This window comes from Xylanibacter oryzae DSM 17970, assembly GCF_000585355.1.
GTDB lineage: Bacteria > Bacteroidota > Bacteroidia > Bacteroidales > Bacteroidaceae > Prevotella > Prevotella oryzae.
In genome coordinates this window covers 80,661-94,423 of sequence record NZ_KK073873.1, presented here as the reverse complement: position 1 = coordinate 94,423, position 13,763 = coordinate 80,661, and the positions used below count along the sequence as shown (strand labels likewise).

The following is a 13,763-nucleotide window of genomic DNA, read 5'->3' as shown; positions in this document are numbered from 1 at the left end:
AATACAGAAATGAAAAATATATTTAAATATACTATATTAGGTGTCAGCATTATAGGTATGACAACATCCTGTAGTGATTATCTGAATACATCATCCCCATCAACAGCCACGCCAGATTTCGTATACTCTAATCCTAGAACAGCTAAATTAGCACTTGACAATGCATATGAGTTATGGAGAGCAAGTGGTTCTGTTCACTCTAACGGAGTATTTTATGATGTTGTAATTGGTGGTTCTGATTCTGAGCGACATCCAGAAGCATGGGACGCGCAAGCTGCCAGACAAATTCCTGAAAATTTATATCCAGGAGGAACTTCTTCATATAATATAGATATTGATGGAAACTTTAAGACGGCATATAATAATTTGTATTCCATCATATCTACTTGTAATACACTTATTGGCCAATTTGAGGCTACAGATACATATAAAGAATATATGAATTCTGGGTCAGCAAGTGTAATGTCCGACCTTTACGGTCAGGCTGTGGCTTTAAGATCAACTTGTTATATGGAACTATGCCGTTTCTTTGGCGATGTACCCTACACTACCGTTACAGGCCAAAAAGCAAATGGACTAACACCACGCGATTCTATATACGAATGCGTACTAAACGACCTGCAGCGTGTTGAACCATACATGTATTATGTAACATCAACAACAAAAAACACAATGAGTCGTAATTATGTAGATGGCCTTATAGGAAGAATATGCCTATATGCTGGTGGTTACGCAACAAGACGCACTGATCTTGGTAATGATTTCTATAAGGATATAGAAGGAAAAACCATAACTTTCAACAATATTTCTACATCAGCAACAACAAAAAGTGCTTATGGAAGAAGATCTGACTGGGCAAAATTCTATACTATTGCAGCTAAATATTTACAAGACTGTGTAGATAACCATGGTGCCGCATCATTATGTACTACAGATCCAAGATCTGGTGTATGTTCAGGAAATCCATACCAATATGTATTTCAACAGACAATGATGGACGACGCTTCTTCTGAGACATACTCCTCTGAGAGTATCTACGAAATTGTCGAAACACAAGGAGTACAGACAGAACGACCATATGCTTTTGGACGTCCTTCAAGTGGTGGTTCAAGTAATGGATATCCTTGTAAAAGTTATGGTCAAAGTCGTTTTAACCCTATTTACTATTATGGAGATTTCGACCCTAATGATATGCGGCGGGATGTAACATGTACTGTAACTGGCAGTACAGGAAAAAGTGTTGAAAAACTTATATCATTTAAACCTGGCAGTAAATCTGACGGCGGTGGTATAGTATTGAACAAATGGGATGATAACAGAATGGATAAACCATATGTTACAAAGCAACGTTTGTCTGGTATCAATGATCCATACATGCGCTTCTCAGAGATATTATTAATGCTAGCCGAAGTTTATGCAGAGGATGGTACTACAGTACAAAACACTTCTTTAGCTAACACATACCTTGCTCAAGTCCACAACCGTGCATTTAAGACACCAACACTAAGCAATGTCAGTCAATTCATAACAGATTGCGGAGGTCTAAAAAAGGCCATTTTACAAGAGCGTAAGTTGGAATTCGGAGGAGAAGGAATGCGCCGTTATGATTTAATCCGTACCGGAATGTTACAAGACGCGAATACAGATTTCCATGCAAAGACGTCAGCTATGCTTAATGGACTTAGTACTCAAGGATATTACACATTCCCTAATGGTAATCAAATTTCAAATTATATATGGATAAAAGATGTTGATGCTAAGAGCCTTAAAGGTTATAGGCTTACCGGTCAATGTACAGACACAACAGATCCTATTCTATTCCCTGGATGGAGAGGACAAAATAATAATTGGGAAGCATACGGCTTTACAGGAACTGCAACTAATTTAGCTATTAAGGGTCTATTTAACTATATAGATCCTGCAGGTTCAGAAGCTAAAGCCCTTGAAGCAAGTGGATACAAAAAAACTGAATGGGGAAAAACATTATTAACTTATCAAGTAGATTATAATACTTATATATTAAGCGGATGCGTAGCAAATACACCTCCTATTTATCTCGTTCCATTATCTTCAGAGACCTGTTCTACGGCTGGCGTCACTAACGGCTATGGGTTCTCTTCTAATGCGCAATAAATAAACAAATAAAATCAAAGACTGTTTTCTTTATTATGAAAACAGTCTTTTTTTATTTTAAATATAGAATAAAGTTAATTACAATTCTGTGGTAATTTCATTAAATAAAATGCTCAAAATATCTATATAAAAATAAAATTTAAGGAAGAGCAAATAAAAAAAATTACAATTACCAAATACTATGTAAGGTATTCAAGTTGCTTTTTTACTTCTATCAGTTCATCTCTTACACATGCAAGTTTTTCTAAGACTTCAGCCCTTTTGTCTACACCTTCTCTGTTTGCATTAAGCATCTTCTTAGCCGCTGATATTTTAAAACCACGAACCTTAACAAGATTATAAACAACCTTAAGATGCTCTATATCTTTCTCTACATATCTACGTATATTAGTTCCCTTTATTGTCTGAGGCTTTAAAGTAGGGATCTCATTTTCCCAAAACCTTATTAAACTGGCATTAACACCCAGCATATCAGCAACTTCACTTATAGAATAGTACAACTTACGTGATTTTGATATATTTCCTTCCATGATAACACCTTTTTTATCAATCATTTATTAAATTATTTGCAAAAATAATGAAAACGCAGTATCTTTGCAACACTTTTAGAAGAAATTTAAAATAAAAGACGAAAATAATATGATGACAGCTAATGAAATCCGTGACTCTTTCAAGAAGTTTTTCGAGTCTAAAGGACACCTCATCGTACCATCAGCCCCTATGGTTATTAAGGACGATCCAACGTTGATGTTCACTAATGCAGGTATGAACCAGTTTAAGGATATTATCCTTGGCACACGCGAACCTAAATCACGACGAGCCACAGACTCTCAAAAATGTCTACGCGTTAGCGGAAAACATAATGATCTAGAAGAAGTTGGACATGATACTTATCACCACACCATGTTTGAGATGCTTGGAAATTGGAGCTTTGGTGATTATTTCAAAAAAGGTGCTCTTGATTATGCATGGGAATATCTTGTAGATGTTCTTCATCTTGATCCAAATAACCTCTATGCTACAGTCTTTGAGGGTTCTGCAGAAGAAGGACTTCCACGTGATGATGAAGCCGCATCTATATGGGCTAAACATCTACCTGCTGATCATATTATAAACGGTAACAAACATGATAACTTCTGGGAAATGGGTGAGACAGGTCCTTGTGGTCCTTGCTCTGAGATTCATCTTGATTCTCGTACAGAAGAAGAAAAAGCAAAGACTCCTGGTAGCGAATTAGTAAACAAAGATGATCCACAGGTTATAGAAATATGGAATATTGTCTTCATGCAATATAATCGAAAGGCTGACAGTACTCTCGAACCGTTGCCAATGCACGTCATAGATACAGGTATGGGATTTGAACGTCTAGTGCGTGCTCTCCAAGGCAAACATTCTAATTATGACACAGATGTATTTCAGCCAATAATAAAAGAGATTGGACGTATTTCTAACAAAGAATATGGCAAAGAAGAAAAGACGGATGTGGCTATGCGTGTAGTAGCAGATCACCTACGTGCGGTAGCTTTTTCTATTGCTGACGGTCAGTTGCCTAGTAATGCAAAGGCTGGTTATGTAATCCGCCGTATACTTCGCCGTGCCGTCCGTTATGCATACACATTCTTAGATCAGAAAGAGGCATTCCTTTACAAACTTCTACCTGTACTTATTCATGAAATGGGTGACGCTTACCCGGAGTTACCTGCTCAGCGTGAACTTATCGGCAGAGTAATGAAAGAAGAGGAAGATTCATTCCTTAGAACTCTTGAAAAAGGTATAAATCTTCTGTCTGAAGCAATGGCAACATTGAAAAAGGAAGGCAAGAAAGAACTTGATGGTATACAAGCTTTCCGTATGTTTGACACTTACGGTTTTCCTCTCGATCTTACAGAACTTATCTGTCGTGAAAATGGCTATACTGTCGATGAAAAGCAGTTTAACGAGGAAATGCAGAAACAGAAAGAACGCGCTCGCAATGCTGCTCAGGTAGAAAATAGCGATTGGGTAGAAATAAAAGCTGGCGAGCAACAGTTTGTAGGTTATGATTTCACTGAGCACGAATGCAACATTCTTCGTTATCGTAAAGTAACACAAAAGAAAAATACATTCTTCGAAATAGTACTAGACTTCACTCCTTTCTATGGTGAAATGGGAGGACAAGTTGGAGATTGTGGCGTAATATGCAGTGAAAATGAGACTATTGAAATCATTGATACGAAACGTGAAAATGGGCAGTCTATACATATTGTTAAAAAACTTCCGGTGGACCCGAAAGCAGACTTTATGGCTTGCGTTGACATCGACAAGCGTGACGGAAGTGCAGCCAATCACACAGCTACTCACCTACTCGACTATGCATTAAAACAAGTATTAGGCGACCATGTAGAGCAAAAGGGATCTTATGTATCGGCTGATACACTTCGTTTTGACTTCTCTCACTTCCAGAAAGTAACAGACGAAGAAATACGCGAGGTAGAACGACTCGTTAATGATATGATTCGTCAAGATTTACCTTTAGATGAACATCGTGATACTCCTATAGACGAAGCTAAAAAACTTGGTGCAGTTGCTCTATTCGGTGAAAAATATGGAGACAAGGTACGTGTAGTACGTTTCGGACCAAGTTGTGAGTTCTGTGGTGGTATACATGCAAAGTCTACCGGGCGCATCGGGATGTTAAAAATCATATCTGAAAGCAGCGTTGCTGCTGGAATCCGCCGTATTGAGGCAAAAACAGGTAAAGAATGTGAAGAGATGATGTACACTCTAGAAGATGGCATACGCGCAATCCGTGGAATGTTCAATAATGCCAAAGATCTAAGAGGTGTAATAGAGAAGTATATTGAAGAACACGACTCAATGAAGAAAGATATTGAGAAGTTCCAAGCTCAAACTGTAGAGCGTGCAAAAGAAAAATTAATAGCACAAGCCAAAGATGTAAATGGAGTGAAGGTTATCACAGCAGTTCTGCCTCTAGACGCTGCCGCAACCAAGGACCTTGTATTCAAGATACGCCAGTCTGTGCAGGAGAATCTGCTATGCGTTATCGGAACAGAATCGGCAGGTAAGCCAATGCTTAGTGTTATGCTAAGCGAAGATATGGTTAAGAACCATAATCTTAATGCAGGACAGATGGTTCGTGAAGCTGCCAAATTAATATTAGGTGGTGGAGGAGGACAACCGCATTATGCTACCGCAGGAGGTAAAAATGTAGATGGACTTTCTTCTGCTGTTGATAAAGTCATTGAATTAGCAAAACTTTAAAATAGGTACAAAAAAGGACCTGAAAGATATACTAAAAGCTTTCAGGTCCTTTTATATTATTTGCCATTAACAATATCAGCCCTGCTTTTTGATTTATTTACGAGCCAAACACCAGCGAAAACAAAAATAACAGAGAAAGCTTGTCCTAACTTAAAGACCCCTATTCCTAGTAGTATACTTACCGTTACAGATACCATCGGTTGAACATAATTATATGCACTTACAACTGTAGGTCGTAACGTTTTCTGACCTACCATTGTAAGTATATAGCTAATATACGTTCCAAACAAAACTACATATCCTGTTTCGATCCAAGTCTTCACTGGTACGACACTCCACGATATCGAAGCGACATGATGGAATGAAAAAGGGACTATAATAAAAACGGCAGAAGTAAACATCCATTTATTTATCGTAAACACGGAATATCTCTTTACTAAATGGTTGAAAAGAGTTAGGTAAAGTGCAAAAGACAATTGAGCAAGCATGCACAACAAATCTCCTCGTATATCACCAACCTTATCACTTGTAGCTGAAGCGCTTGTAAGTATAAGAGCTACAGCACCTATACAACCTAAAAATACACCTAATACTTTCTTACTGGTAATAGGTTCATGAAGTATTATTGCTGCCAATATCATAGTAAAGATAGGCATAGACGTAACTACGATACTTGCATTTACAGGAGACGTAATACTAAGTCCAATAGTATAACAGCATTGGTTACAAACAAGACCAAAAATACCAGCGAAAAATAACATAAAAAGGTCATGACGGGATATTTTTTCATGCTTTACAAATAATGATGAAAACCAAAACAATAATGCCCCTCCTATTACTCTGAATGTTACCATGTCTATCCCTGTAATTCCATGAGTCATAGCATCCTTACCAAGTGGAGCCATAAGTCCCCAAAATATACAGGCTAGCAACATTGAAAGGTGAGCTATAAGTTGTCTTTTGTTATCCATTTTTATGTTTTTATTATTATTTATGGTGCAAAGTTAGTAATTTATAATTTTATTTTTTATTTTTGCGAATAAATAATATATAAAATACAATATTATGCAGAAATACGCTGACTATATCAAAAGAATTGAGATTGATTCACTATGGAGTGGTCACAAACATATTGTATGGGATCTTGACAAAAAAGTCAATATTTTAAGCGGTATTAACGGTGAAGGCAAAAGTACAATTCTCAACAAGGTTGAAAAAGGCTTATCTCCTGGTGGAGAATTCGCTAGTCACGCACTTAGGGGGGTACATCTTACTGTATCACCAGCAGAAGCAACATGGATTCGATTCGATGTCATTAAAAGTTTCGATAGGCCACTTATGTATGCTGAAATTGCTAACAAAATTGAGGAGAATGGTGTAAATACTGATTTGGATTGGCAAATTTATCAATTACAGAGACGTTATCTTGACTATCAAGTAAATATAGGTAACCGTATAATATCTACTTTACAGAGTTGTGCAGCAGATGCGGCAGCTAAAGCACAAAAAATTTCTGAACCAAAAATAAAATTTCAAAACTTGATTGATGAACTATTCGCAAGTACAAGAAAGACACTTATAAGAACAAAAAATGAAATCCGTTTTTTACAGACAGAAGAAGAACTTACTCCATACCAATTGTCTAGTGGTGAAAAACAAATGCTGGCAATACTACTCACCGTCCTTATCGAAGATAACCAACATTACATTTTGTTTATGGATGAACCTGAAGTTAGTTTGCATATTGAATGGCAAGAGCGTCTAATTGATATGATATTGGAATTGAACCCTAATGTCCAGATTATACTTACGACACACTCACCTGCAGTTATTGTAAATGGTTGGACAGATAGTGTCACAGAGGTTTCTGATATCACAGACCAAGTAGAAGGTAAAAAATGAGTTATAGACTGAAGGATAATCTTAATTCGCGTTACTTCGAAGCCGCCAACAAAATGACTCCGAAGAATGCGAGACGTCGTATCATCGCTTATGTTGAAAGTTATGATGATGTATACTTTTGGCGTACAGTATTGAGTGGATTTGAAAACGACAAGCGGTATTTTGAGGTTATGTTACCATCACGTGTAAACCTCACGAAAGGTAAGAAATCTGTTCTTATGAATTTTATTGGAGAACGCATTGGCGAAGATATGATAGCATGTGTAGATGCAGACTACGACTATCTTATGCAAGGTATCACGCCTATATCAAAGAAAATATTAGATAGCCCTTATGTGTTCCATACTTATGTATATGCGATAGAAAATTATCAATGCTACGCTCCTAGCCTACATGATGTATGTGTGATGGTAACTCTCAACGATCACGCAGTATTTGACTTTGTAGAATTCATGAAACAGTACTCAGAGGCATGCTATCCTCTTTTCGTATGGAGCATAATGATACATAGAGAAGACTTTTACCATGAATTTACTATTACAGATTTCTGTAAGGTTGTAGAACTTGGTGGGTTTAATATGCACTATCCTGAGAATACTATATTAAATATTCGTAACAAGACAAGCAAAAAGCTGAAACAACTTCAACATACTTATCCTGAGCTTAACGATAAATATGATAAAATGGATGAAGAGATAAGGCTGTTAGGAGTTACTCCTGAAACCACATATCTATATATACAGGGGCACCATATATTCGATAATGTAGTATCGCCTATATTAAGTTATGTTTGTGAATATCTTCGTCGTGAAAGAGAAAATGATATATATAATAATGCTTTGCACAACACCCAAATGCATAATGAACTTTCGTGCTATGAACACAGCCTTGAAGATATAGCAGCTATGTTAAAGAAAAATTCCGGATATATAAACTCACTACCTTTTAAGAAATTAAAACAAGATGTATCACACTATCTTGGAGAAGAAAATGATAATAACTAATGGTTCTAGTACTTTTTTAAACTAAATACCATAAATATGGTATAATAAATGACCCAATTGTGCTATTTTATTGTACTTATAATCATTGTATCTTTGCATCATAATTATGAAATCAATAAGAATATAATGCATAAAGAATATAATAATTAAAAACGATAAGATTATGAGTAACAAAAAATTCCATTTTGAAACACTACAACTACATGTAGGTCAAGAACAAGCTGATCCAGCCACCGACTCACGTGCAGTGCCAATTTATCAAACAACATCATATGTTTTTAGGAATTCAAAACATGCTGCAGATCGTTTCGGTTTGAGAGACGAAGGTAACATATATGGGCGACTAACTAACTCGACACAGAGTGTATTCGAAAATCGTGTTGCTGCTCTTGAAGGCGGTGTAGCAGGATTAGCTGTTGCATCTGGAGCAGCTGCAATAACTTACTCATTGCAAAATATTGCACGCAACGGTGACCACATAATAGCTGCCAATAATTTATATGGTGGTACTTTCAATCTATTGGAACATACGCTTAGTACACAGGGAGTTGAGACTACTATAGTAGACCCATCTAATTTCGAAGAAATAGAATCCGCTTTCAAACAAAACACAAAAGCAATCATAATAGAAACGTTCGGCAATCCAAACGCAAGCGTCACAGATATAGACAAAATATCAACTATCGCTCACAAACATAACACAATAGTAATTGTAGATAACACTTTCGGAACTCCGTATCTAATTCGTCCAATCGAACATGGCGCAGATATTGTTGTACACTCTGCTACTAAATTTATAGGTGGACACGGAAGTAGTCTTGGTGGTGTAATTGTTGATGGTGGCCATTTTGACTGGAAAGCTAATGCCGAAAAATATCCATCATTAGCGAAACCAGACCCCAGTTATCATGGAGCAATATTTGCAGACGTAGCTGGAGCTGCAGCATTTGTAACTCGTATACGTGCAGTCATACTGAGAGATACAGGCGCTACTATATCTCCTTTCAATGCATGGATATTACTTCAAGGTCTTGAAACACTTAGTCTACGTGTAGAGCGTCATGCTTACAACACAAAAAAAGTGGTTGAATACCTTGCAAAGAACCCTAAAGTACTAAAAGTGAACCATCCTTCGCTTCCTAATCACCCAGATCATGCTCTATACGAGAAGTTGTTCCCGAATGGAGGTGGCTCTATCTTTACATTCGAAATAAAAGGTGGAGAAAAAGAAGCATGGGATTTTATTGATCATCTGCAGATATTTTCTCTATTAGCTAATGTAGCAGATGTGAAGAGTCTTGTAATACATCCGGCAACAACGACCCATAGTCAATTAAGTAAAGAAGAACTTAAGAAACAAGGTATTTATGAAAACACAATCCGTTTAAGTATCGGTACAGAACATATTGATGATATAATAGATGACCTGCAACAAGCATTTGACGCAGTAAAATAGTAAATAAAATAAAAACAGAATATTATGGCAAAGATCGCAAAGCAATTGACTGAACTCATCGGTAACACACCGTTATTAGAGTTAAATAAGTTTTCAGTTTTAAAAGGTCTAAAGAATCCTATCATAGCAAAGATTGAGTTTTTCAATCCAGGTGGAAGTGTAAAAGACAGAATAGCTCTTGCAATGATTGAAGATGCAGAAAAAACAGGCAAGCTAAAACCTGGAGCTACAATTATTGAACCAACTAGTGGCAATACTGGTGTAGGACTAGCTCTTGTATCAGCTGTTAAAGGTTACAAACTTATTCTTACTATGCCTGAAACAATGAGCGTTGAGCGAAGAAATCTTGTTAAAGCATATGGTGCAGAAGTACGTCTCACAAAGGGAAGTGAGGGTATGCCTGGAGCGATAAAAGCTGCCGAAGAATTGAGAGATTCTATTCCAGGGGCAATCATACTGCAACAGTTTGAAAATCCAGCTAATCCTAAGAGACATTACGAGACTACAGGAAAAGAAATATGGAATCAGACAGACGGTAACGTAGACATTTTCATTGCAGGAGTTGGTACAGGTGGAACTATATCAGGTATCGGAAAGCGTCTTAAAGAAGAGAATCCTAATATTAAAATAATTGCTGTAGAACCTGCGTCATCGCCAGTCCTTAGTGGTGGTAAAAGCGGACCTCACAAGATACAAGGTATAGGTGCAGGATTCGTACCTAAAACTTATGATGCAACAACAATAGATGAAATATTCGAAGTTGAAAATGATGATGCTATACGCACAGGCCGTCAACTAGCTCAATCAGAAGGACTGTTGGTCGGAATATCTTCAGGCGCTGCTGCTTTTGCTGCCGCAGAGATTGCTAAAAGGAAAGAGAATACAAATAAAAAAATTGTAGTATTACTTCCCGACACAGGAGAACGATACTTATCTACCGTGCTTTACGCATTCGAAGAGTATCCTCTATAATAAACAAGAATCCTCGCTATACTATTATTGCGAGGATTCTTGTTTTAATATTATTTTATTTGAAAGTCCATTTCACTGCAGCTGTAGGAATGCAATACCATCCATCTCGCCCAGCAAAGTCTTTCGATACTTCTACCTCAGAACCAAAACTAAGATTAAAATCTTTGTCTACTCCCTTAACCTTATTTAGATTAAACCAAATTTGTGGTTCACTAATAAATATTGAATGGCTATGTGTATTGCTTTCACGCCAAAAATCAGCAAAGCCATCAAAACGTAATAATCCTTTAGCAAAATTAAGATACCAGACTGTTGTCAACTGAAAGTTATTAGGGCTAGTATTTTTCTGTATATACTTATACATAGCCTGAAAAGATATACCTGCATTATAGTCAGGTGAATTATAATTATATGCCGTACCAAGCAAATAAGCGTTGTTAACATAATATCCAACTCCATTACCACCATTATATTCTACATGAAATGCAAAAGGAGATTTGCCAATAGCAAATTCATGAGAAAGCTCCCAATAAGAAGATGCCACTCCACTATTATTATAGTCCATATCAACAAAGAAATAAGTAGAACCATGCCACTTATCTGTTATATAATCCTCAACAGTAGATGTCCAAAGTGGTCTTTCCATATTTTTATTCAACGCACTATACATATGTCTACCAAAATCTCTGTGCAATTGTATATTTAACTGAGCCTTTGAACTAAATGCAAAAAAAGATAATAAAGCGACTAAAATCAATGATTTTCTATTCATAATAATTGTATTTTTTGTTAATTTTCGGCAAAGTTAATAAAAAAGAATAACATTTATATTAGTGCGTAATAAAAATGTAACATATTTGATATACAAGTTTAAATTTTATGCTTTATCTTTGCAGTTATAATAAACACGAAACACAATTATGGCTGAAAATGATTACCGTATATTAGTAGTTGACGATGAAGAGGATCTCTGTGAGATTCTTAAGTTCAACCTTGAGACAGAAGGTTATGCTGTAGAAACGGCTAATTCTGCAGAAGAAGTATTAACTTTAGATTTATCATCTTACAATTTGTTAATGCTTGATGTTATGATGGGACAAATGTCTGGTTTTGCATTAGCCCGCAAATTAAAACAAAATGAGAACACAAAAGATATCCCTATAATATTTCTTACAGCAAGAGACACTGAGAATGACACCGTAACAGGCTTTAACTTAGGTGCAGATGACTATATATCAAAACCATTCTCAATACGAGAAGTCCTGGTAAGAATACGAGCTGTGCTAAGAAGAACAATTGGGCAAAGCGAAGAAGAAGGTCATAATATGATCAAATATCAAGAACTTATACTTAATCTAGATAATAAGACCCTCTCAATTGAAGGAAATGATGTTCCTGTAACTAAAACTGAATTTGAAATATTACGAACTCTTCTTGAAGACAAAGGTCGTGTATTCTCAAGACAACAACTTATAGATCGTATATGGCCAAATGACGTTCTGGTTTTAGATCGCACAGTAGATGTAAATATTACGCGACTCAGAAAGAAAGTTGGTCCTTACTCAAAATGTATCGTTACAAGATTAGGGTTTGGTTATTATTTTGATGCATAACATTAAGACATGGAGCGTATATCAGTAGGTCACAAGTTATACTTATCTGTATTACCACTTTTTCTTCTATTTGCAGTTCTATTTATCGTATTTCAGCAATATAGAGAAAGGGCATTTAAGATATCTACCCTAAATATGGAATTGCAAAATTACAATTATAGGTTGGAGGATGTATTGCATTATAATGGTAACCATAACGAAAATACTATTAATAAATTCGTTCAAAGAAATCATATGCATGGATTGCGTGTAACATTAATAGACCAACGCGGAAAAGTTTTTTATGACAACATACGCAAAGACTATTCAAATATACAGAATCACAGTAATCGACAAGAAATAAGACAAGCTCTTGCTAATGGAACTGGCTATGATATAAACCGCAATAGTATGACGCTTAAAGGAGACTTTTTTTATTCTGCGACATATTTTCCACAAGATAAATTTATTATACGATCAGCACTTCCATACAATAACAATCTATCAAAATCGCTACAAGCCGATCAACATTATATATGGTTCACCCTTATCGTAGTAATTACCCTAACGTTAATATTATACAGATTTGTACAACGACTAGGTAGAAATGTTACAAAATTAAGGATATTCGCATCAAGAGCAGAACACAATGAATCAATTGACACAGAGGATCTTGTTGAATTTTCTGCAGATGAATTGGGCGAAATAGCTGAAAAAATAATAAAGATTTACAAACAGCTTCAAAAAACAAAGGAAGAACAAACAATATTAAAACGACAATTGACTCAAAATATAGCTCATGAACTAAAAACTCCTGTAGCTAGTATAGAGGGGTATCTTGAAACTATTCTTGACAATCCAAAGATCACCTCAGAGACAAAACAGCAGTTCCTAGAAAGATGTTATTCTCAAAGTAAACGGTTAAGTAGTCTACTGCATGACATATCCACACTAAATAGATTAGACGATGCACCACACATGATAGATTTTGAACCTGTTAATATAAGTAACATCGTTGAAAATATAAAGAAAGATACGGCTATAGAAATAGCAAAAAGGAATATGACCTTTTCTTACGAACTTCCACAAGATTTGATTGTAAATGGCAATGCCTCACTTTTGTACAGTATTTTCAGGAACCTCACAGATAATGCAATTGCGTATGCTGGCGATGGTACAAAAATAAATATTACAGCAAAAGAAAACGGACCTTTTTGGGAGTTCAATTTTTATGACAATGGGATAGGCGTTGGTGCTGAGCACCTTAGTCGCTTATTTGAACGCTTCTACAGAATTGACAAAGGACGTAGCAGAAAAGCTGGAGGAACTGGGCTTGGGCTTGCTATTGTAAAAAATGCAGTAATAATTCACAAAGGTAATATCACTGCCAGTAACATGGAAAAAGGTGGATTAAAATTTACCTTCTCAATAAAAAAATAACAT

General features: G+C 36.1%; 11 protein-coding genes. 8 read left to right on the top strand and 3 right to left on the bottom strand.

Going from position 1 to position 13,763, the window contains the following annotated elements; genetic code table 11:
* Window positions 1–9: 9 nt before the first annotated feature.
* Entirely contained in the window at window positions 10–2,133 is a 2,124-nt protein-coding gene (locus XYLOR_RS00345; protein ID WP_036875947.1) for a RagB/SusD family nutrient uptake outer membrane protein, read from the top strand.
* Between the two features lie 179 nt (window positions 2,134–2,312).
* Here XYLOR_RS00345 and XYLOR_RS00340 read toward each other — a convergent pair whose 3' ends face one another.
* Complete coding sequence (locus XYLOR_RS00340; protein ID WP_374057281.1) at window positions 2,313–2,687, bottom strand: MerR family transcriptional regulator; 375 nt, start codon at window positions 2,685–2,687, stop codon at window positions 2,313–2,315.
* An 85-nt stretch (window positions 2,688–2,772) separates the two neighbouring features.
* Between XYLOR_RS00340 and alaS the strand changes: the two genes are divergently transcribed.
* Window positions 2,773–5,394, top strand: a complete 2,622-nt coding sequence (gene alaS / locus XYLOR_RS00335) for an alanine--tRNA ligase (RefSeq protein WP_036875943.1) — start codon at window positions 2,773–2,775, stop codon at window positions 5,392–5,394.
* A 56-nt stretch (window positions 5,395–5,450) separates the two neighbouring features.
* Here alaS and XYLOR_RS00330 read toward each other — a convergent pair whose 3' ends face one another.
* A complete protein-coding gene (locus tag XYLOR_RS00330) occupies window positions 5,451–6,365 on the bottom strand; it encodes a DMT family transporter (protein ID WP_036875941.1) in 915 nt (304 codons plus the stop codon).
* Between the two features lie 94 nt (window positions 6,366–6,459).
* Between XYLOR_RS00330 and XYLOR_RS00325 the strand changes: the two genes are divergently transcribed.
* The 4 genes from XYLOR_RS00325 to cysK all read left to right on the top strand — a co-directional run bounded on the left by XYLOR_RS00325 (window position 6,460) and on the right by cysK (window position 10,728).
* A complete protein-coding gene (locus tag XYLOR_RS00325; protein ID WP_036875939.1) occupies window positions 6,460–7,296 on the top strand; it encodes an AAA family ATPase in 837 nt (278 codons plus the stop codon).
* Window positions 7,293–8,300, top strand: a complete 1,008-nt coding sequence (locus tag XYLOR_RS00320; RefSeq protein WP_036875934.1) for a DUF4435 domain-containing protein — start codon at window positions 7,293–7,295, stop codon at window positions 8,298–8,300. The genes XYLOR_RS00325 and XYLOR_RS00320 overlap by 4 nt, the downstream gene beginning before the upstream one ends.
* 163 nt (window positions 8,301–8,463) lie before the next feature.
* The gene (locus XYLOR_RS00315; RefSeq protein WP_036875931.1) at window positions 8,464–9,756 is read left to right on the top strand and encodes an O-acetylhomoserine aminocarboxypropyltransferase/cysteine synthase family protein; all 1,293 of its coding nucleotides are present in this window, start codon (window positions 8,464–8,466) and stop codon (window positions 9,754–9,756) included.
* 24 nt (window positions 9,757–9,780) lie between these two features.
* The gene (gene cysK / locus XYLOR_RS00310; RefSeq protein WP_036875929.1) at window positions 9,781–10,728 is read left to right on the top strand and encodes a cysteine synthase A; all 948 of its coding nucleotides are present in this window, start codon (window positions 9,781–9,783) and stop codon (window positions 10,726–10,728) included.
* A 55-nt stretch (window positions 10,729–10,783) separates the two neighbouring features.
* Here the strand turns inward: cysK and XYLOR_RS00305 are convergent, their stop codons facing one another.
* Window positions 10,784–11,500 carry a nucleoside-specific channel-forming Tsx family protein gene (locus XYLOR_RS00305; protein ID WP_036875926.1) on the bottom strand — a complete coding sequence of 239 codons (717 nt, stop codon included), beginning with the start codon at window positions 11,498–11,500 and terminating at the stop codon, window positions 10,784–10,786.
* Between the two features lie 148 nt (window positions 11,501–11,648).
* On the opposite strand from XYLOR_RS00305, the gene phoB reads away from it, so the two are divergent.
* Window positions 11,649–12,341: a two-component system response regulator PhoB gene (phoB, locus tag XYLOR_RS00300; RefSeq protein WP_036875924.1), complete on the top strand. Its 693-nt coding sequence runs from the start codon at window positions 11,649–11,651 to the stop codon at window positions 12,339–12,341.
* A 9-nt stretch (window positions 12,342–12,350) separates the two neighbouring features.
* Window positions 12,351–13,760 carry a sensor histidine kinase gene (locus tag XYLOR_RS00295; RefSeq protein WP_036875921.1) on the top strand — a complete coding sequence of 470 codons (1,410 nt, stop codon included), beginning with the start codon at window positions 12,351–12,353 and terminating at the stop codon, window positions 13,758–13,760.
* The last annotated feature ends 3 nt before the right edge of the window (window positions 13,761–13,763 follow it).

Coding starts and splice junctions, on each gene's coding strand:
- XYLOR_RS00345 (WP_036875947.1), top strand. CDS start 10: ATGAAAAATATATTTAAATATACTATATTAGGTGTCAGCATTATAGGT.
- XYLOR_RS00340 (WP_374057281.1), bottom strand. CDS start 2,687: ATGATTGATAAAAAAGGTGTTATCATGGAAGGAAATATATCAAAATCA.
- alaS (WP_036875943.1), top strand. CDS start 2,773: ATGATGACAGCTAATGAAATCCGTGACTCTTTCAAGAAGTTTTTCGAG.
- XYLOR_RS00330 (WP_036875941.1), bottom strand. CDS start 6,365: ATGGATAACAAAAGACAACTTATAGCTCACCTTTCAATGTTGCTAGCC.
- XYLOR_RS00325 (WP_036875939.1), top strand. CDS start 6,460: ATGCAGAAATACGCTGACTATATCAAAAGAATTGAGATTGATTCACTA.
- XYLOR_RS00320 (WP_036875934.1), top strand. CDS start 7,293: ATGAGTTATAGACTGAAGGATAATCTTAATTCGCGTTACTTCGAAGCC.
- XYLOR_RS00315 (WP_036875931.1), top strand. CDS start 8,464: ATGAGTAACAAAAAATTCCATTTTGAAACACTACAACTACATGTAGGT.
- cysK (WP_036875929.1), top strand. CDS start 9,781: ATGGCAAAGATCGCAAAGCAATTGACTGAACTCATCGGTAACACACCG.
- XYLOR_RS00305 (WP_036875926.1), bottom strand. CDS start 11,500: ATGAATAGAAAATCATTGATTTTAGTCGCTTTATTATCTTTTTTTGCA.
- phoB (WP_036875924.1), top strand. CDS start 11,649: ATGGCTGAAAATGATTACCGTATATTAGTAGTTGACGATGAAGAGGAT.
- XYLOR_RS00295 (WP_036875921.1), top strand. CDS start 12,351: ATGGAGCGTATATCAGTAGGTCACAAGTTATACTTATCTGTATTACCA.